Annotated in this window: 19 protein-coding genes; 14 read left to right on the forward strand and 5 right to left on the reverse strand. The window is 61.0% G+C overall.

Translation table 11 applies throughout. From position 1 onward, the window contains the following. Positions 1 to 27: 27 nt before the first annotated feature. A complete protein-coding gene (locus tag V8352_RS05445; protein ID WP_336423249.1) occupies positions 28 to 1,128 on the reverse strand; it encodes a TRAP transporter substrate-binding protein in 1,101 nt (366 codons plus the stop codon). Positions 1,129 to 1,354: 226 nt separating this feature from the next. Then, positions 1,355 to 2,824, reverse strand: coding sequence for an aldehyde dehydrogenase family protein (locus V8352_RS05450; RefSeq protein WP_336423250.1), 1,470 nt, complete (start codon positions 2,822 to 2,824; stop codon positions 1,355 to 1,357). A gap of 370 nt (positions 2,825 to 3,194) precedes the next feature. Here V8352_RS05450 and V8352_RS05455 point away from each other — a divergent pair, with 370 nt between their 5' ends. Together V8352_RS05455 and V8352_RS05460 are read left to right on the forward strand one after the other, a co-directional pair. Then, a complete protein-coding gene (locus V8352_RS05455) occupies positions 3,195 to 3,758 on the forward strand; it encodes a hypothetical protein (RefSeq protein WP_336423251.1) in 564 nt (187 codons plus the stop codon). Beyond that, complete coding sequence (locus tag V8352_RS05460; RefSeq protein WP_336423309.1) at positions 3,722 to 4,039, forward strand: DUF2520 domain-containing protein; 318 nt, start codon at positions 3,722 to 3,724, stop codon at positions 4,037 to 4,039. Before V8352_RS05455 ends, V8352_RS05460 begins: the two co-directional genes overlap by 37 nt. Here V8352_RS05460 and V8352_RS05465 read toward each other — a convergent pair. From V8352_RS05465 to V8352_RS05475, 3 genes are all read right to left on the reverse strand, one after another. Continuing rightward, positions 4,036 to 4,911 (reverse strand): NAD(P)-dependent oxidoreductase, encoded by an 876-nt coding sequence (locus tag V8352_RS05465; protein ID WP_336423252.1) that lies wholly within the window; start codon positions 4,909 to 4,911, stop codon positions 4,036 to 4,038. The genes V8352_RS05460 and V8352_RS05465 overlap by 4 nt on opposite strands. Positions 4,912 to 5,059: 148 nt before the next feature. Beyond that, positions 5,060 to 6,373, reverse strand: a complete 1,314-nt coding sequence (locus V8352_RS05470) for a glycosyltransferase (protein WP_336423253.1) — start codon at positions 6,371 to 6,373, stop codon at positions 5,060 to 5,062. Continuing rightward, positions 6,370 to 7,476 carry a GntR family transcriptional regulator gene (locus tag V8352_RS05475; RefSeq protein ID WP_336423254.1) on the reverse strand — a complete coding sequence of 369 codons (1,107 nt, stop codon included), beginning with the start codon at positions 7,474 to 7,476 and terminating at the stop codon, positions 6,370 to 6,372. The genes V8352_RS05470 and V8352_RS05475 overlap by 4 nt, the downstream gene beginning before the upstream one ends. An 18-nt stretch (positions 7,477 to 7,494) precedes the next feature. On the opposite strand from V8352_RS05475, the gene V8352_RS05480 reads away from it, so the two are divergent. The 12 genes from V8352_RS05480 (at position 7,495) to V8352_RS05535 (ending at position 18,576) form a co-directional block, all read left to right on the forward strand. Next, the gene (locus V8352_RS05480; protein ID WP_336423255.1) at positions 7,495 to 8,544 is read left to right on the forward strand and encodes a polyamine ABC transporter substrate-binding protein; all 1,050 of its coding nucleotides are present in this window, start codon (positions 7,495 to 7,497) and stop codon (positions 8,542 to 8,544) included. Between the two features lie 102 nt (positions 8,545 to 8,646). After that, positions 8,647 to 9,498, forward strand: a complete 852-nt coding sequence (locus V8352_RS05485) for an ABC transporter permease (RefSeq protein WP_336423256.1) — start codon at positions 8,647 to 8,649, stop codon at positions 9,496 to 9,498. Positions 9,499 to 9,500: 2 nt separating this feature from the next. Further along, positions 9,501 to 10,292, forward strand: a complete 792-nt coding sequence (locus V8352_RS05490; RefSeq protein WP_336423257.1) for an ABC transporter permease — start codon at positions 9,501 to 9,503, stop codon at positions 10,290 to 10,292. Next, a complete protein-coding gene (locus V8352_RS05495) occupies positions 10,289 to 11,347 on the forward strand; it encodes an ABC transporter ATP-binding protein (RefSeq protein WP_336423258.1) in 1,059 nt (352 codons plus the stop codon). Before V8352_RS05490 ends, V8352_RS05495 begins: the two co-directional genes overlap by 4 nt. 55 nt (positions 11,348 to 11,402) lie before the next feature. Continuing rightward, the gene (locus V8352_RS05500) at positions 11,403 to 12,689 is read left to right on the forward strand and encodes a glycosyltransferase (RefSeq protein WP_336423259.1); all 1,287 of its coding nucleotides are present in this window, start codon (positions 11,403 to 11,405) and stop codon (positions 12,687 to 12,689) included. Next, positions 12,686 to 13,048 (forward strand): cupin domain-containing protein, encoded by a 363-nt coding sequence (locus V8352_RS05505; protein WP_336423260.1) that lies wholly within the window; start codon positions 12,686 to 12,688, stop codon positions 13,046 to 13,048. Before V8352_RS05500 ends, V8352_RS05505 begins: the two co-directional genes overlap by 4 nt. Positions 13,049 to 13,063: 15 nt before the next feature. Next, positions 13,064 to 13,408: a cupin domain-containing protein gene (locus V8352_RS05510; RefSeq protein ID WP_336423261.1), complete on the forward strand. Its 345-nt coding sequence runs from the start codon at positions 13,064 to 13,066 to the stop codon at positions 13,406 to 13,408. A 17-nt stretch (positions 13,409 to 13,425) separates the two neighbouring features. Further along, positions 13,426 to 14,433 (forward strand): aminoglycoside phosphotransferase family protein, encoded by a 1,008-nt coding sequence (locus tag V8352_RS05515; RefSeq protein ID WP_336423262.1) that lies wholly within the window; start codon positions 13,426 to 13,428, stop codon positions 14,431 to 14,433. Positions 14,434 to 14,446: 13 nt separating this feature from the next. Continuing rightward, positions 14,447 to 15,952, forward strand: coding sequence for an aldehyde dehydrogenase family protein (locus tag V8352_RS05520; protein ID WP_336423263.1), 1,506 nt, complete (start codon positions 14,447 to 14,449; stop codon positions 15,950 to 15,952). Positions 15,953 to 16,010: 58 nt separating this feature from the next. Further along, entirely contained in the window at positions 16,011 to 17,387 is a 1,377-nt protein-coding gene (locus V8352_RS05525; protein WP_336423264.1) for an NAD(P)/FAD-dependent oxidoreductase, read from the forward strand. A gap of 18 nt (positions 17,388 to 17,405) precedes the next feature. Next, positions 17,406 to 17,762: a cupin domain-containing protein gene (locus V8352_RS05530; RefSeq protein ID WP_336423265.1), complete on the forward strand. Its 357-nt coding sequence runs from the start codon at positions 17,406 to 17,408 to the stop codon at positions 17,760 to 17,762. 112 nt (positions 17,763 to 17,874) lie between these two features. Beyond that, the gene (locus V8352_RS05535) at positions 17,875 to 18,576 is read left to right on the forward strand and encodes a hypothetical protein (protein WP_336423266.1); all 702 of its coding nucleotides are present in this window, start codon (positions 17,875 to 17,877) and stop codon (positions 18,574 to 18,576) included. Positions 18,577 to 18,650 lie beyond the last annotated feature (74 nt).

Raw genomic sequence — 18,650 nt, forward strand, 5'->3', positions numbered from 1 at the left:
CCCTTTCGGTGTCCCGGTCTGCTGTCTTCAGGTTTTGGGCCAGTTGGCCTGCGCGGCCTGATAGGCAACGTAATCGTACGCAAAATCACAGATGTTGGTGAAGGCCTTGGCCTTGTCCATGAACGTGAACATGTGGTCGTGGATTTTCTTGAAGCTCTCGCTCTCCTCGGACATTTCCGCATAAAGCATATGCGTCTGGCGATAGCTTTCGCGCAGGATTTCCTCGGGCATCGTGCGTACTTCAACGCCTTCTGCCAGCAGGCGTTGCAAGGCAGCCGAGTTGCGCGCGTCATAGCGATGCAAGAGCTGCGCGCCGCTGGAGCGCGCGGCATGGGTCAGGGCCGCCTGATAGGTCTTGGGCAGTTCGGCGTGCTTGTCCTTGTTGATGAAATAGCTCAATTCGCCCGACGGCTCCCAGAAGGCGGGCGCATAGTAGTATTTCGCGACCTTGTAGAATCCGAGCCGTTCATCGTCAGCGGGGCCGACAAATTCGATTGCATCCAGAACGCCGCGCTCCAGCGCGGGATACATGTCCGCGCCTGCGATCTGCTGTGGAATGACACCCATCCGGCTCATCACCGTGCCGCCGAGACCACCGATGCGCATTTTCAGACCTTTGAGGTCGTCCAGCGTATTGATTTCCTTGCGATACCAGCCCGCCATCTGCGTGCCCGTATTGCCGGCAGGCAGGTTGATCAGGTTGAAATCTGCGAGGACTTCGTTAATCAGGTCGTTGCCGCCCGCCTCATGCATCCATGCCTGATACTGGCGCGCGTTGCCCGACCATGGCATCGCGGTGCCAAAGGCGAAGGCGGGATCTTTGCCCATGTAGAAATACGAGCCGGTATGGCCCATTTCGACCGTGCCATCCCCGACCGAGTCGGCGATCCCAAGCGGTGGCACCAGCTCGCCTGCCGCGAAGACCTGAATCTCGAACTGGCCGTCGGTCAGGTCATAGACCGCTTGGGCCATCGATTCACTCGAAGCGAACAGCGTATCCAATGACTTGGGATAGCTGGAGGCCAGACGCCAAGTCACCTTGGGGCTGGATTGTGCGATGGCCGGGGCTGCCAATGTGGCGCCGGTCGCAGCGATGGCGCTGCCCCTCAAGAAGTTTCTGCGGTCCATGGATGTCTCCTCCAATTCCATATGACGTTCTATCGTTAAGCGATCGGTTTCCCTCGGCGCGCAAAGCTGCGCGCCCCAAGCCGGGCGCTCTGCCGTAGACGCCGCACTCTAAGTGGGCGCCCTGAGCGCGACAATGCCGGAAAACTGAACAGGTATGCAAAACATCGGCCGTGGGCCCGCCCTGGCCGCTGCGCGCGTGTTGCACTGTCACGACATTGGCGGTGGATCAGTCGGTCTGGATCCAAACCGACTTGGTGTCGAGGTAGGCGTCCAGATGCTCGACGCCGCCTTCCTTGCCGTAGCCCGACATCTTGAGCCCTCCAAACGGCACGGCGGGGTCGATTGCATGATACATGTTCACCCAGACCGAGCCTGCCTTCAGCCGCTTGACCATCTTGTGCGCGGTGGAGAGGTCGCGCGAAAAGATACCGCCCGCCAAGCCATAGGGCGTCGCGTTGGCGCGCGTCACGGCCTCGTCCAGCGTGTCAAAGGGCATGGCCGAAATGACAGGCCCGAAGATTTCTTCGCGCGCGATCTTCATGTCGTCACCGACACCGCCAAAGACGGCGGGGCGCAGGAAATTGCCCCCGTCGAATTCCGCACCCGCCGGGCGATCTCCGCCCGTGATCAGCTTTGCGCCCTCGGCCTCGCCCGATGCGATGTAATCCTCGACCTTGCTGGTCTGGCGGGCGTTGATCAGTGGCCCAAGGTCCGTGTCAGGGTCCAGCCCGTGACCGATCTTCAACGATTGCGCATACTCCGAGAGGCGGTGGAGGAATTCGTCATGTATCTCTCGCGCCACGAACAGCCGCGAGCCGGCGATGCAGATTTGCCCGGAATGGGCAAAGACGGCCATGGCGGCCACCGGAATGGCCTTGGCGATATCCGCATCCTTGCAAATGATCATCGGGGACTTGCCGCCCAGCTCGAGGGTGATCCGTTTGAGCGTGTCCACACCGGCGCGCGCAATCGCCTGACCGGTCGCGGTGGAGCCGGTAAAGACGATCTTGTTCACATCCGGGTGCTGGGCGAGCGGCGCACCCGCCTCGGCGCCGGTGCCCGTCACCACGTTGACGACGCCGTCCGGCAGGCCCGCGTCCTGCATCAATTGCGTAAGGCGCAAAGGAACCAGCGGTGCATCCTCGGACGGTTTGAGGACAATCGTGCAGCCGGTTGCCAGCGCCGGCGCAATCTTCCAGATGGATGCGGCGGTCGGGGCATTCCACGGGATGATCGCCCCCACGACGCCAACCGGCTCGCGGGTCGTGAAGGTGATCATCGACTGCGACACCGAATTTTCGATGTAATCGCCATGCAAGGCGGTGGCCTGCCCGGCGTAAAAGCGGAGCATCCCGATCACGCGGCGTTTGTTGCCCAGAGTGCGCGAGATCGGCAGGCCCATATCCAACGTGTCGGTGACGCAAAGTTCGTCCCAATTCTTCTCGACCAGATCAGCAATGCGCAGCAGAATCTCTTGGCGATCATAAGGGGTGAACTTTGACCAAGGGCCCTCAAACGCCCGCCGCGCTGCTGCCACGGCCAGGTCGACATCGGATGCGCCCGCGCGTGGGACGGTCGCAATGCTGCGCCCCGATGCCGGGTCAGTGACGCCCAGAACCTCGCCGGATTGCGCTGGCACCTGTTTGCCGTCGATGAACATCGGGCAGAACTGACCCGTGTAAAGTGCATCCGCCATTTTTCGGGGGTCAAAAGCCAGTGTCATCGCAACCTCTTTTTTTGTTGGCTCCTCCCTAGCAACACCGGCGTCTGCTTGAAACTGGGAAAAGCTGAGGGGGCGTTCAAAATATGAGATGACGACCATCGGGTCTGGCAGGGAAATCTGCGCCCTACGCCAATGCAGGCCGCCGCGTGCCTCTCTTTTTCAGGGTGGCTTTGGATGCCTTCCCCTTCCGGCCCCGGCGGTGGTCCGGTAACAGGTGGGCGGTGCGGATACCGCCCGATTGAATGAAAGTGATGCGCGTGAATCAGATGAAAAATCGTTTTGGAGGTCGCAGGAAGCTACTGTCAAAGAGACTATGCGCCTCGACGGTCATGGGGAACTGCCGATGACCAAGCATTCAGGCCGCGCGCTGACGCTCAATCTGGTGGGCGCGGGCAACGTGGGCCAGACGCTGGGCCGTCTGTTCGCGCAGGCAAGACTGTGCGATGTCCAGGACATATTTAACCGAAGCCCGCAAAAGGCAGTTGATGCGGCTGCGTTCATCGGGACCGGTCGCCCCGTGCAGACCCTCGAGGATATGCGGCCCGCCGATATCTGGATGATCACCGTGCCGGATACCCAGATTGCTGGTATCGCCGCGGAGCTTGCGGCAAGCGCATTTCCAGCCGCCATCGCCTTTCATTGCAGTGGCTTCCTGCCCGCCGCCGAAATGGCCCCTCTGGACGCGAAGGGCTGGCATCTGGCCAGCGCGCATCCGGTGACATCCTTTGCCGATCCAGCTGCATCCGCCGCGCAGTTCGCCGGGACGTTCTGTGGCCTTGAGGGCGCTGCGCAGGCACTCAGTGTGCTGGAACCGATGTTCGAGGCTGCCGGGGCGCCCGGTGCTTTCCGGTCAGGTCCGATGCCAAGGCTATATACCACGCGGCTGCGGTCCTTTCGAACAACCTGACCACCGTGTTGCAGGCCATCGCCCAAGAGGCGTGGGCGGAGGCGGGTGTTCCGGACGACGCGATCGGCGCCTTGCACGCCGCGCTTCTGAAAAGCACGGTCGAGAATACAGTGGCGTTCGGGCCTCAGGCCGCTTTGACCGGGCCTGCGGCCCGCGGCGACACGGCGGTCGTCACCCGCCAGCACGCCGCAGTCGCGCATTGGCATCCCGAGGCGGGCCGCGCCTATGACGCCTTGAGCGCAATGGCAGCGCAGCTGAAGCGGACAGGCAAAACCCGCTAAGGATTTTTTTGGAAAACGCGCACCATTTCGGGCAGATAGGCGTCGCCATCGCCGCCGCTCACGGCGTTTGACAGCGCATCATAGACGCCATCCGCAATGGTGCGCTGCGCGCCGGCTTCGGTGGACATGGTGCGGTAATAGTCAAAGTCCTTCAGCGCACTACTGATCGCAAAGGGCAAAGCCTCGCGGTTTCCCTCCGTGATGAAGGGCGCCAGACGATCCAACGCAACGCTGGCCCCGCCGCCAGCCGCCAGCACATCCACGAAAGACTGCGGGTCGATTCCCGCATCCGCCGATTGTGCCGCCGCCTCGGCCAGCAGCGACATGAAGCCGATCGAGACGTAGTTGTGCAGCAGTTTCAAACGGTGGCCCGCACTGATCGGGCCGACATGCGTCACCTCTTCGGTGAAGGAGGCAAGCACAGGGCGCACGCGCTCAAGCACGGCCGGATCGCCGCCGACCAAAAGGTTCAGCTTGCCTTCATGGGCGGCGGTCGCGGTCCGCGTCATTGGCGCATCGATGAAATCCTTGCCCGCCGCCTTGACCAGATCGGCCATCTTCAGCGTTGAGGCTGGCAGTGCGGTCGAGCAGTCGATCACCACTGCCCCGGTGCGCAGCGCAGGGATCACGCCATCCGCCCCGGTCAGGACAGCCTCGACCTGAGGGGAGCCGGTGACGCAGAGGATCACCACATCTGATGCCGCTGCCACCTTGGCTGGTGTGTCCATCGCTTGCGCCCCGAGGCCCAGCAACTCATCGGCCGGCTGGTTGCCCGGATGATCTAGAAAGCTCAGCGTAAATCCCCCGCGCCGCAGCACGTTGCGCGCAATGCCATGCCCCATCAGGCCAACGCCGATAATTCCTACGTTCATCTTGGTTCTCTTTCTTGTCTGGCGATTGGCATTGCCGCCAAGCGGGGGGCCTTGTCCGGCTTGCAGGGGTTTCTGCCCAAAAGCCAAATGATCGCATGGGAGGCAACAGGCTTTTCCTGTTCTGCAAAGTCATTCCTTTGGATGCATGTCATCGGGCCGCGCCCACGCGGCCGCGTTCAGGTTCCCGTTGTACCGCGCCGAGGATCGCTGTCGCGGCGCATTTGGTTCCGGGATTGCGCTGCATGGCGTCCGAGATTTTGGCCAGGCGCTGACGCATCTCGGTGTCTTGCATCGCCCCGATGATGGCGTCGCGCAAGGATGCGGCGCACCAGTCTGCGCGGTCGATGCGCCTGCCGACGCGGGTGGCCTGCGCGCGCTGCGCATTATCGTGGCCGTCCCAGCAATAGGGCATCACAAGGGACGGCACCCCATGATAAAGCGCCTCGCAAAAACTGTTGTTGCCACCGTGATGGATGACCAGCGCGGCCTCTTCGATCACCGAGGGCTGAGGAAACCAGCCGCCCAGATGCACATTGTCGGGAACACGGGTATAGGCCTCGATCATGGCGCCGACATTGACCAAAAAGCGTGCCTCGATTGTCTCGAATACATCGATCATCCGTTTGATCATCTGCGTGTCGACCGCCCCAAGGGATCCAAAGCTGACATAAACAAGCGGCCCCTCGTTGACCGGCAGGCGGGGCATCTCGAACTGGTTTTCCGTGCGCACGCACCCTTCGAGAAAGACGAAACGATCCTCGGGCAGCGGCACCTTGCGAGGATAGCGAACGGCCTGAGGGGCCAGCATCAGGTTCAGCGTTGGCGATTGTTCGAGAAAGATCGGAGACGGCAGGGCCGGCAGACCGTGCTTCTTGCGAAAGCTGTTGTAGCGGCGATGAATGCCCTCGGTGGCGCTCGCATAGGCCGCGCTGAAGGTGGCGATTGCGTCCGTGTCCTCTGGCGCCAACCCCGACAGGTAGGGCGGCACGGCGGGATCGGGGATCTCGGTCTCGGCGCAGGACACAATGCGGATCCAAGGGCACCCGGCATTGGCGATAGCCGGAAACATGATCACGTTGTCCAGGACGATGGCCGAAGGGCGGATCTGGCTCAGCAGCCGCGCCAGATCATCCTCGACCGCCATGGCGGTCTCGACGATCGCCTTCCAGGTGGGTTCGACATAGGTCGGCAATTGCGCAAGCGGGTCCAGATTGAAATGCGGCACGTGGGTGTTCGTGAAATCCTGCCAGTAATCCTCGATCGCCTCTGCGCTGCTCTCGGGACTTTCGGGCAGGTGATACTCCTTGAAGCCATATTCCGCGAAGACGCCGGTAAAGCCCGGATGGCAGATGAACACCGGGATCGCGCCCTGCCTTTGCAGCTCTTGGGCGATGCCGACACAGTTCAGCGCGGCGCCAAAGCTGGCTTCGGGGAAAAAGGCGATCTCGGGGGGGCGGGTCATGTGCGCGGTCCTTTGGCCAGCGGTGGAATGCCGCGGTTCGCGGCCTGTGGCTTGCGGATGCGCGAGCGCCTTAGATGCACGACGATCTGGTCGGCTGCCAGTTGAAATTGATTGCGTTCGAGACTGTCGAGAATTTCGAGATGCTCGACCATGGCCTGCCTCAGGCGGAACTCGGGGCTGGGGGCGATCTTTTGTGATGCCTGGCGCAAGCGATGGTGCGCGGTCAAGCTGCCCCGCAAAAATCGGTTTCCCGAACACTCGGCGATCAGCGTATGAAATTCGATGTCGATGCGCCGGAAATCCGTGGGGGTGACGCCGCCTTCTGAGGTATTGAGAAAGCCATTCATCTGCTCGCGCAGCAGTCCCGCGCGCTGGCTGTCCAGGACAAAATCGGGCGCCAATATTGCCTGCTGCTCCATCGCGATGCGAAAATCGAAGCTGTCGTCGGTGGCATCGGGCGAGTCGATCATTGGCTGGAATGCCCATGCACGGCCCGGAAGTTGTCGGACCAGACCGTCCTTGGATAGTATTTTTAACGCATTCAGTACAGCCGCGCGTGGCGCATTATAGCGCCGCGTCAGGGCGCTGATCGATTGAACGGCGCCAATCCGCCGCTCGGCACGGTCTGAGAGGATCAGGTGCGCGATCGAGTGTTCGGCCTCTTCCAGCGCGCGTATCGTCGTGCTTATCTCTTCGGGCGAGTTGAGCGCCAGAAAATATCCCTCTTCAGGACGCCATTCCAGAATATCTCTTTCCTCCAATATCTTGAACGCAGATCGCACAGGGGTGCGCGAAACGCCGCACGCCTTGGAGAACGTCTCTTCGGGCAGGTGATCGCCTGGCCTGAGTCCGCGCTCAAGCGCGACGCTCAGGATCTTCTGGGCGAGCGTCAGGTGGTTTTGCCGGATGTTTCGGCGCATTTCAGACATCGGCGGCGATCCTCGTTCCGGGTGCGGCCCAGCAACAATCGGGCGGGCTGCAAAAAGAACAGTCAATACAGTTTGACGTACTTTTAACAATCTTAATACAGTTTGTGAAAATGATCGGCAATGACCGCAAAAACTGCTGCTCTCTGCCTCCTCGTGGGGCGGCTGCAGTGACAACTGACAGGGAGAAACGCAATGCCATTGGATTTCAAGAAATGTGGTGCCGTGATCGGCGCAAGTTTGGCGGTCAGCGCCAGCATACTGTCGGCTGAGGAATTGGTCGTGTCAAATTGGGACGGCTACATGGCCCCTGACGCGATTGAGGCCTTTAACGAGGCCACCGGTAACGAGGCCGAGTTGGTCCTGCACGGCACCAACGAAGAGATCATGGGCAAGCTGATTGCGTCCAAGGGCAAGGGCTATGACGTTGTCTTTGTCTCGTCGCCCTTCGCCGAAGTGCTGCAAAACCTGGGCCTTGCCGAGGAGTTGGACCACGATAAGATCCCTAACATCAGCAATCTATACCCCGAAGCGACGCAGCTGAGTCATGACGAGGGCAACGCCTTTTCCGTCCCCTACGCGTGGGGCACCACCGGGCTTTGCTATCGCTCGGATCTGGTGGCCGAGACGCCGAGCAGCTGGATGGACCTGCTCGAGCCTTCAGAAGCATTGGAGGGCAAGACCACAATGCTAGCCACGGATCGCTGGCTGCTCGGCGCGGCAATGCTTGCCAATGGTTATTCGGTCAACACGACGGACGAAGATGAACTGGCCGCCGTGCGCGATCAGTTGATCGAGACCAAGGGAACGCTGCTGGCCTATGACGATACGACCTTCTACGCCAAGCTGGTTTCGGGCGAGGCAGAGATGGTTCAGGCGTGGGATGGCTGGTGCAACTACGGCATCGCCGAGAACGCGGATATCAAATATGTCGTCCCGGACGAAGGGTCGGACCTGTGGGTGGACACGATGGTGATCCTCAAGAATTCCCAGAACAAGGATGCAGCCTACGAGTTCGTCAACTTCGTGCTCGATCCGGTGAACCACGGCTGGGCCGCCGAAAACATCCTCTACAAGGTGCCGAACGAACCTGCGATGCAAGCCCTGTCGGATGAGTTCGTCGCACAATTTCCGAACATGGGCACTCAGCCCGATGAGTTGCTGGAGTACGAACAGTTGCGCGATGTCGGCGAGGCCCAGCGTGCCTATTCACGCATCGTGTCCGAAATCAAGGCCGCCAACTAGGCTGGCCCATGCCCGGTGCGCTGGTGCCGGGCGGTTTCTCCAAAGTTTCAACACAGCGGCCGAGCGCGCTTGCGCTCGACCCCCGCTGCACGGGCGCGCCTGATGACTGACCGCAAACCTTTGTATCTGATGACACCCGCGCTGGTCTGGCTGACGGCCTTCATGGTGGTGCCTTGCGTTCTTATTCTGGCGCTGGGCTTCTTCCGGCGGGGCATCTACGGCGGCATCGAGTACACTTTCACGCTTGAGAATATCGCGCTGGTCTTTGATCCTCTTTATGCTGGCATCCTGATCAAGTCGGCGGTCATTGCAGGGCTGTCCGCGCTCATCGCGGTCGTCATCGGTTATGCAGCGGCCTTTGCCATCGCGGCTGCGCCCGCCCGGCGCCAGCCGATGCTGCTCTTCTTCGCGGTGCTGCCCTTCTGGTCGAATTATCTGGTGCGCACCTACGCCTGGATCGTGATGCTGAACCGCGAGGGGCTGATTGCCGGCATCGCGGCGTGGTTTGGCTATGATGGCGACCTGCCCAAGATGCTCTATACCGAAAGCGCCGTGGTCATCGGGCTGGTCTATAACTATCTGCCTTTCGTGATCCTGGCCTGCTATGCGCCCCTGGCGCGGTTGAACCCCGAAATCGCCGAAGCGTCCCGCGATCTGGGTGCTGGCGGATGGACGACCTTTCGTCGCGTGATCCTGCCCATGACAGTGCCGGGGATCGCGACGGGCTTTGTCTTTGTCTTCGTGCTGAGTATCGGGAATTTCGTCACCCCCGCGCTGCTGGGGGGCGGCAATTTCCAGATGATCGGGAACCTCGTCTATGCACAGTTCCTGACGGCGAATGACTGGCCCTTTGGCGCGGCTCTCTCGATGGTCCTGATCGCGATCATGATGGGTTTGCTGACCTTGCAGACCTTCGCAAGCGAGCGGGCCTCGGGCGCGCGGCGGGAGAGTTGAGCATGCAGGGATTTGCCAACCGCCGCCTGATGCTGATGATCCTCTCAGCCGTCTTTGCCTTTCTCTACATTCCGATTTCCGTGCTTTTTGCGCTTTCGTTCAATGAGGGCGGATTGCCCACCGCATGGACCGGATTTTCGGTCAAATGGTATGGAGAGCTGTTTCGCAACGGTGACATCATGGGCGCCGCGTTGAACACGCTGATCGTTGCCGTGATCTCGACGTTCCTTGCAACGATCCTGGGCACACTGCTGGCCGTGGGCGTCGAGATCCGTCGCCGCAAGGGCCGCTTTTTGGAAACGATCATCTTTGCACCGATGATCATCCCCGACATCGTTCTGGCGATCGCGTTGCTCAGCTTCTTTTCGCTGCTGAACGTCACGATGGGGCTGCACACGGTGATCGTGAGCCATGTCGTTTTCAACCTCGCGTTCGTCTGCTCGGTCGTGCGCGCACGGCTCAGGAATTTCGACTGGTCCATCGTCGAGGCGTCGACCGATCTGGGCGCGTCCATGCCAACGACGCTCCGGCGTGTGGTGTTGCCGGTGATGATGCCTGCGGTGATCGCGGGCGCGCTGCTGGCCTTCACCCTGTCGCTGGACGAATTCATCATCGCGTTCTTCACCGCCGGAGCGGGCCGCGATTCCATTACCCTGCCAATGCAGATCTTTGCGATGATCCGTTTCGGCATCACCCCAGAAATCAATGCGCTGGCCGCCATCGTGATGACCGTGTCGGTCGTGATCCTGGCCCTATCGCAGCGTCTGAACCGTGGAGGGCTACCGGGACAATGACCCAGCCTTTGTTGAAGATACGCGGCGTGCAAAAGCACTTCGGCGCTGTCCGGGCCATTGATGGCATTGATCTGGATATCCACGAGAACGAGTTTTTCGCCCTGCTCGGCGCGTCCGGCAGCGGCAAGACGACGCTTCTGCGGATGCTCGCCGGGTTTGAATTGCCCGATGCGGGCGAAATCATCCTCGATGGCAAGGATGTCAGCCAGGTGCCGCCCAATCGGCGCCCGGTGAACCTGATGTTCCAGTCCTACGCGCTGTTCCCGCACATGAGCGTCGCACAGAACATCGCCTACGGCCTCGAGATGGAGAAGCTGCCCAAGGCGCAGGTCAAGAGCCGTGTGGATGAGATCCTGGCCGTGATTCAGCTGGATCATCTGGCCGGGCGCAAACCCGATCAGTTGTCGGGCGGTCAGCGTCAGCGCGTCGCGCTGGCGCGGGCGTTGGTCAAGCGTCCTCGGCTCTTGCTGCTGGACGAGCCGCTGGGCGCATTGGACAAGAAGCTGCGCGGTGAAATGCAACTGGAGCTGAAGCGCATTCAGGACGAATTCGGCATCACCTTCGTCATCGTCACCCACGATCAGGAAGAGGCGCTGGTCATGGCAGACCGCGTGGCGATCCTGAAGGACGGCAAGCTGCTGCAATCGGGCACGCCCCACGACATCTATGAACACCCCGAGAGCCGCTTTGCCGCTGATTTCATCGGCGTGATGAATTTTTTCCCCATCCGCGAGGATGCGGGCAAACTGGTGGCCGAGGACGGCAGCATCATCGCCGCAGGCATGCCGTTGCAAGCCGGTCAGAAAGGTGTTGCGGCCGTGCGCCCCGAACGCCTGAGCCTCAGCGGCGAGGCGGGTGGAAACAGTGTGACAGGCAAGGTTTCGGCCATCGCCTACCACGGGCTGGATGTGCAGGTGCATCTGAAAACTGCCGCCGCGCCGGACCCGGTCCTGGTGCGCATCACCGCCGATGTCGCCGAGGCGCGCCCGATCGGTGTGGGCGACATGGTCACCGTTCATTGGGCGGCCAAGGACACCCGTGCCTTCGCCCTTTGACCACAACCAAAAGCCGCGCCCAAGCGGCAGCACTCACACACAAGGAGATGACACAATGACACAGAAAACCTTCGCCTTCTTTCCCGAGGCCGCTTTTGGCCCGGCGCTGAACTCTGTCGGGATTGCGCAGGCTGTCGAACGCAAGGGCCACAAAGTGGTGTTCCTGTCGGATCCCGGATTTGTGGATGTCTACAAGGACTACGGGTTCGAGGCGCATCCCGTGAACCTGAGTGAGCCGATGCCCCCCGAGCAAATGGCCAAGTTCTGGGAAGAGTTCATCAACAACCACATTCCCAACTTCCGCAAGGCGCCGATCGACCAGCTCGACAACTACGTCAAGGAATGCTGGGAGGCGATCGTCGACAGCGCGAAGTGGGCTGAAAAGGATCTTCCGGAGATATTGGCCAAGATCAAACCCGATGTGATTGCCGTCGACAACGTGATCCTTTTCCCCGCGATCAAGCACTACGGCGCGCCGTGGGTGCGCATCATCTCATGCTCGGAAAACGAGATCGAGGATGCCGCGATCCCGCCGCATCTGTCGGGCATGTCCGTGAACGACACCGAGGGTCACGCGGCGTTCCGCAAGAAGTTCAAAGAGGTCATCAAGCCGATCCACGATGACTTCAACGCGTTTCTGAAGACCACCGGCGAAGACCCTTATCCGGCGGGCGAGTTCTTTGAGCCGTCCCCCTATCTCAACCTGCTGCTCTATCCCGAGCAGATGAAATACCGCCGCGCCGAGCCGCTGGACCCCAGCAAGTTTCAGTATCTTGAAGGCTGCGTGCGTCAGGACAAGCCCTACGAGGTGCCGACCTTCAAGAAGAACAACGACGGCCCGCTGCTCTATGTCTCCTTCGGCTCGCTGGGGGCCGGGGACACCGACCTGCTCAAGCGTATCATCAAGCTGATCGGAGGCAGCCGCTATCGCGCGCTGGTCAACGTGGGTGACTACAAGGAGGAATACACCGATATCCCGGACAACGTCATCATCGACAGTTGGTTTCCCCAACCATCGGTGATCCCGCAGGTCGATGCGGTGATCCACCATGGCGGCAACAACTCGTTCACCGAGTGCCTCTATTTCGGCAAGCCGGCGATCATCATGGCCTATGTCTGGGACGGCCATGACAATGCGATGCGCGTCGAGGAAACGGGCCACGGCTTCCGCTCGGACCGCTACGATTGGACCGAAGAAGACCTGACTGCCAAGATCGAGGCCTGCCTGACCGATGCGGAGATGGCGGCCCGGCTCAAGAAGACGTCCGCTCACATGCAGTCGCAAAATGGCCAGGAAAAGGCAGCCCGGCTGCTGACCGGCCTGGCGGAGGCGCAGTCGTGACTGACCTCAAATCGTCCGCGCCCCACATACACGCTGCAACGACATATGACGATCTGCTCGATTGGGGGCCCCAGCCGGACATGATCGAGGGGCAGTCGCATTCGACTGGACGTCTCTTGCACAAGGGGCCAGACAACTCACCAGAGACGGGGATCTGGGTCTGCACCCCCGGCATCTGGAAAATCTCGGTGCCGCGTGACGAGTTCTGCCATTTCGTTGCGGGCCGCGTCATCTATCGCCGCGACGGCAGCGACGAGGTGATCGAGGCCGGTCCCGGCACCTGCGTGATGTTCCCGGCGGGCTGGAAAGGCACCGCCGAGATCACCGAAACCCTGCGCAACATCTACATGCTTGTCTGAAAAAGGATCAAACCGATGAAAGCACCTGTCATGCGCAATCCGCTCGAGGTCACCGACACGGTCGACTGGGGCGTCATCCCGACAATGATCGAAGGCGAAAGCCGCACTTCCGGCAAGGTCCTGCACAAGGGCGAAGACGGGCAAAGCGAATGTGGCCTCTGGATCTGCACGCCCGGCAAATGGGAATGCCACGTCACCAAGGATGAGTTCTGCCACTTTCTCGAAGGGCGCTGCACCTATGTCCACGAGTCCGGCGATGTGATCGAGATCACGCCTGACACGGCAGCGTTCTTTCCGCAGGACTGGAAGGGCGTCTGCACCGTCGTCGAAACCGTCAAGAAGGTCTACATGATCCGATGATCGCCGCGCGGCCTCCCTTGCAGATTGATCCCGAGGCAGCCGCCTTTCTGGCGGCGCATGGACAGGATGATGCGCGCCTGACGGTGTTTGCGTCGGACGCGTCGCCGCGCCGCTACTTTCGTCTGGAGGGACGGGGGCTGCTGTTGATGGAGGATCAGGCCGACCCGGTCGGCTTTGCCGCCTACATGCGGTTGTCTGCACATCTGAACGATCTGGGGCTATCGGCGCCACGCGTCGTCGTGGCGAACAAGGACAAGGGGCTGGCCCTTATCGAGGACTTTGGCGACGCCACCTATACCAACGCACTGGCCGCCGGTCAGGACGAGGGCGCGCTTTACCGTCTGGCTGTGGACGCGTTGCTGCATCTGCACAACGACCCGCGCGGGCCACAAGTCGATCAGCCCTGCTATGATCTGCAGGTGATGCTGGACGAGCTTGATATCTTTGCCGATTGGTTCGCGCCTGCCGTCACGGCGAATCTGAATGCGGCAGACTTCGCGCAGGGCTGGCGCGCGCTCTGGCGCTCGGCGCTGGGGCCGGTGGATGGCCATGACACGCTGGTGATGCGCGACTTTCATGTCGACAACCTCATGCTGCTGGAGGGGCGCGACGGCGTCGCGCGCTGTGGTCTGCTGGATTTTCAGGATGGCGCGCTGGGACCGTGCGAATACGATCTCATGTCCCTCTTGCAGGACGCGCGCCGCGATCTGTCGCCCGGACTGGAGGAGGCATTGCTGGCGCGATATCTGGCCGGCGCGCCTGCGCATCTTGGGCAACCCGAGGATATCCGCCATCGTTATCACCTACTGGCCACACAGCGCCATGCGCGCATCCTTGGTGTTTTCGTGCGGCTGTGCCAGCGCGATGGCAAGCCGCGCTATCTGGCATGGGTGCCGCGTGTCCTGCGCCAGTTCCAAGACGCGCTGGCGGAGGCCAAGCTGGCTGAAATATCTGCGTTTCTGGATTCGCGCCTGCCGGGTTGGCAGGCCAATGCCGCAACGCTCGAAACACGTCTCAAACCCTGAAAGGAGTGTCCGCATGTCTGACATTCTCTCGCCCTGCTACTATCTTGCCCCCGATTTCCACAGATCCGAGGGTGCGGCCCATGTCGTGACCGACCCCGCTACGCTGGACGAGGTCGCGCAGCGTGCCGAGGTGAGCGGGGCCGAGCTTGAGATGGTTCTGACCCGCGTCAACGCGGCGCAGCGCGGATGGGCGAAAACCGATGCCAAGACGCGCGCCGCAAGGCTGCACCAGTTGGCAAACCGGATCGAGGCGCATGACATGACCGACTGCGCCATCCTGATGAGCCGCGAAATGGGCAAGCCCTATCCGGAGGCGATTGGCGAGGTCGCCAATTGTGCGCCGATCTTTCGCTACTATGCTGAAATGGCGCGCGACGAGGCCGGCAAGGTCGCGGGAACGACGCAAATGGGCTCGCTTCAGTTCGCGCGATACGAACCGCTGGGTGTCTCGGTGCATATCATGCCGTTCAACTTCCCGATTTTGCTGATGTGCTGGACCGTCGCCGCGTCGCTTGCCGCTGGCAATGGCGCGATCATCAAACCGGCGGAGGCGACGACGCTATCGACGCTGGAGTTCATGAAGGTCTTCAATGATATGCCTCAGGATCTCATCGCCTGCCTGCCCGGCGGTGTCGAGGTGGGCAAGGCGCTGGTCGACAGCCCTAAAACCCATGCAGTCGCGTTTACCGGATCGGTCATGGCCGCGCAGGCGGTGGCCGAGGCCGCCGCGCGCCGGTTAAAACCTGCTGTGATCGAGGCCGGCGGCTCGGACCCGATGGTGATCTCGGCCCATGCGCCCATCGACGTGGCTGCGGCGGGCGCGGTAACGGGGGCGTTCCACATGTCGGGCCAGGTCTGCACCTCGACCGAACGTATGTATGTCGTCGACGCGGTGCACGACACGTTCGTCAAGGCATTCGTGGCCGAAACCAAGCGCCTGCGCATTGGCAACGGCCTCAAGAAATCCGAGATCGGCCCACTGGTCAGCGAGGTCGCGCGCGCACGCGTGATGCGCCTCGTCGAGGATGCGGTGGCGCATGGGGCCAAGGTCGAATGCGGCGGCCGTATCCCCGAGGGCATGGAGACGGGCTGGTTCTACGAGCCGACGATCCTGACCAATTGTTCGCCGGATATGGCGATCCAGCGACAGGAGGTGTTCGGCCCGGTCGTTTCTATCGTGCGTGTGCCTGATTTCGACACCGCCATTGAAACGGCAAACGACAGCGCGTTCGGCCTCGGCGCATCTGTCTTTACCACCGATCTGGCCGAGGCACACGCGGCCTATGAGCGTCTGGAGGCCGGTATGGTCTGGGTCAACAACCCGATGATAGACAATGATGCGCTGCCCTTTGGCGGGTGGAAGAATTCGGGGGTCGGGCGTGAACTGGGGCGCATGGGCCTCGACACGTTCCGCCGCACGAAAATGGTCATCATGGATCACCAGCCGGTGCGCCATGATTGGTGGTATCCTTATGACGATGACTGGTTTCTCGACGAAGGTGGACGCAAGCATGTCTGAAGGCCGCCGCGCCAAGGAGGCAAAGGGGTGATGGACTTGAGTCTGCAAAAGGTGCTGCATGAGATTTGGTGACGCAAAACCGGCGCCCTACTGGCGCGAGACCGTGGAAAACCCGGTGGATGCGCCGCCGCTGCAGGGGGATGTCACCTGCGATCTGGCGATCATCGGCGGCGGCTTTACCGGGCTTTGGTCGGCGTTGAAGGCAACCGAGCGGAACGGTGACGCCAGCATCGTCGTTCTGGAAGGGGGCAAGCTGAGCAATGCGGCCAGCGGGCGCAATGGCGGGTTTTGCGCGCCCAGCATCTCGCACGGTGTCTCGAATGCAACGCAAAGGTGGCCGGGCGAGGCCGAAACGCTGATCCGCCTGGGGCGCGAAAACCTCGATGATCTTGAGGCGGATCTGGCGCATCACGGCATAGATGGCGGGTTCGAGCGCAACGGCAAGCTGAACGTCGCGGCGACCCCGTGGCAGGCCGAGGGGCTGCGCGCGATGCAGGCCAGTTACGCCCGCTTTGGCATCGAAACCGAGTATCTGGAAGGCGCCGCCCTAGACGAGCGGTTCAATACGCCCAGATATCACGCCGGCCTCTTTGAGCCGAATTATGCATTGGTCAACCCGGCGCGGCTGGTGGACGGCCTCGCAAAGGCGGCGATGGCGCGCGGTGCGTCGCTTCATGAAAACAGCCTTGTGACGGGGATGAAGAATGCAGCGGACGGCGTGCGCCTGACCACTGCGGAGGGCACTGTGCTCGCCAAACAGGTGATCCTGGCCACGAATGCCTCCGTGCCGCTGCTTCGGCGGCTGCGTTCGGCAATCATCCCGATCTGGGATTACACGCTGGTCAGTGAACCGCTGAGCGCGGATCAGCTTGCGGCCATCGGCTGGCAGGGGCGGTATGGCATCGCCGACAGTGGCAACCAGTTTCACTACTTTCGCAAGATAGCCGACAACCGGATTCTTTGGGGTGGGTATGATGCAATCTACTATTACGGCAGCAAGCGGGATGCGCATCTGCATGACCGCGCCGAGAGCTATGAAACGATCGAGCGCAACTTCTTTGACGCGTTTCCGGCGCTGGGCGGCATCGGCTTTACCCATCGCTGGGGCGGCCTTATCGACACATCCGCGCGTCTGACTGCCTTTGTCGGGACCGCGTTCCAGAACCGCGTGGCCTATGCGATGGGCTTTACCGGGCAGGGAGTGTCGGCCACACGGTTTGCCGCGCTGACGATGCTGGATTTGCTGGAAGGCAAGACGACCGAGCGCACTCGGCTGAAACTGCTCAGCAGTCGCGCCGTGCCGTTTCCGCCCGAACCCATTCGCAGTTGGGCCGTAAAATGGGCTCAGACCGATCTGGCGCGCGAGGATCTGACAGGGCACAGGTCGCTGCTTCTCAGAACGCTGGACAAGTTCAAGATTGGCTTTGGATCATAGGTTGAAGGAGATACTGAAATGAAGAACCCCGAGCATGTCATCGCATTCGATGCCTCTGCCGTGACGCCGCAGCACACGGTCATCGACGATCCCAGTGTCGTTGATACCCCTTACAAGAGTTGCAGTTGGCACCATTTCGAGAACGCGGGCAAGGGCGCTATGGCGGGCATTTGGGAGGCCGAGCCGCATAAGGAGCGGTGCAAGTGCGACTTTGACGAGATGTGCCATATTCTGGAGGGCGATGTGCGCCTGACGGATCGCCACGGCCAGACGCGCACCTTCGGCGCGGGCGACAGCTTTGTCGTGGCGGCAGGCTTTGACGGAACTTGGGAAAATCTGACAGCGGTCCGAAAGGTGTTCTTCATCCTGTCCTGAGGTCGCTGGATTTGGTGCGCCGAAGCTGACCTAGTGCGATGCCTTAGGCGTTTGACGGGGGCCGGCAATGCAACTATGACAATCACTCACTTGCACAACAGAAAATGACAAAATGCGTGATTTTAGCCCCGCCGACCAACTGATTTTTGGCCTGATCAACGCGTCATTGTTGTTCGTGCTGGCCTACTGGATTTTGGGTTTTGACCAGCAGTTTGCGACTGGGTTTGCTATTGAGGATGGCCCGGTCGAATATGGAACTGCCATATTGTTGTTCGTGTCCGCTTGCGTTCTCGGGTGGCAGGGTGCGGCGATGCTACGGACTGGGCGGGTCGTGGCGGCTGTCCTTCTTTTGATTTATGCTTTGATGTTCGTATTCGGCGCAGGCGAGGAAATTTCCTGGGGCCAGCGGATTTTTGATATCGAGACGCCTGAATACTTCATGGAAAACAATTTCCAGCAGGAGATCACTATTCATAACCTTGTCTTCGGCGGGCGCCAGCTGACGAAAACGCTCTTCGGCAGCTTTTTGACTGTGGCAATTCTGCTTTATCTTGTGGTTTTGCCGCTTCTTTATCCAAGAGTGCGTTTGATCGCCGGCGTGATCGATTATCTGGTGGTGCCTTTGCCCGGCAAGCGTCATGCGGTTGTGGCGCTGGTGGCGAGCCTTGTGATGTTGCTGGTTGACTTGCCCCGTAAATGGGAAGTCTACGAGTTTATCTTTGGCCTGCTGACACTCTCGATTTTCCTGGCTCCGGCCAATAAGACGGGCCCGCTTGGTCAGAAAGAACGCAGCACCAACACCTTGGGTACCTAATCCGGCTCTGGAGACGCCACGAAGCGACCAAATTCAACATTGGACAGGTCGAATTCACTCTGGGCTCTGTGGAG

This window comes from Roseovarius sp. D0-M9, assembly GCF_037083805.1.
Classification (GTDB): domain Bacteria; phylum Pseudomonadota; class Alphaproteobacteria; order Rhodobacterales; family Rhodobacteraceae; genus Roseovarius.

Coding starts and splice junctions, on each gene's coding strand:
- V8352_RS05445 (WP_336423249.1), bottom strand. CDS start 1,128: ATGGACCGCAGAAACTTCTTGAGGGGCAGCGCCATCGCTGCGACCGGC.
- V8352_RS05450 (WP_336423250.1), bottom strand. CDS start 2,824: ATGGCGGATGCACTTTACACGGGTCAGTTCTGCCCGATGTTCATCGAC.
- V8352_RS05455 (WP_336423251.1), top strand. CDS start 3,195: ATGACCAAGCATTCAGGCCGCGCGCTGACGCTCAATCTGGTGGGCGCG.
- V8352_RS05465 (WP_336423252.1), bottom strand. CDS start 4,911: ATGAACGTAGGAATTATCGGCGTTGGCCTGATGGGGCATGGCATTGCG.
- V8352_RS05470 (WP_336423253.1), bottom strand. CDS start 6,373: ATGACCCGCCCCCCCGAGATCGCCTTTTTCCCCGAAGCCAGCTTTGGC.
- V8352_RS05480 (WP_336423255.1), top strand. CDS start 7,495: ATGCCATTGGATTTCAAGAAATGTGGTGCCGTGATCGGCGCAAGTTTG.
- V8352_RS05485 (WP_336423256.1), top strand. CDS start 8,647: ATGACTGACCGCAAACCTTTGTATCTGATGACACCCGCGCTGGTCTGG.
- V8352_RS05490 (WP_336423257.1), top strand. CDS start 9,501: ATGCAGGGATTTGCCAACCGCCGCCTGATGCTGATGATCCTCTCAGCC.
- V8352_RS05495 (WP_336423258.1), top strand. CDS start 10,289: ATGACCCAGCCTTTGTTGAAGATACGCGGCGTGCAAAAGCACTTCGGC.
- V8352_RS05500 (WP_336423259.1), top strand. CDS start 11,403: ATGACACAGAAAACCTTCGCCTTCTTTCCCGAGGCCGCTTTTGGCCCG.
- V8352_RS05510 (WP_336423261.1), top strand. CDS start 13,064: ATGAAAGCACCTGTCATGCGCAATCCGCTCGAGGTCACCGACACGGTC.
- V8352_RS05520 (WP_336423263.1), top strand. CDS start 14,447: ATGTCTGACATTCTCTCGCCCTGCTACTATCTTGCCCCCGATTTCCAC.
- V8352_RS05525 (WP_336423264.1), top strand. CDS start 16,011: ATGAGATTTGGTGACGCAAAACCGGCGCCCTACTGGCGCGAGACCGTG.
- V8352_RS05530 (WP_336423265.1), top strand. CDS start 17,406: ATGAAGAACCCCGAGCATGTCATCGCATTCGATGCCTCTGCCGTGACG.
- V8352_RS05535 (WP_336423266.1), top strand. CDS start 17,875: ATGCGTGATTTTAGCCCCGCCGACCAACTGATTTTTGGCCTGATCAAC.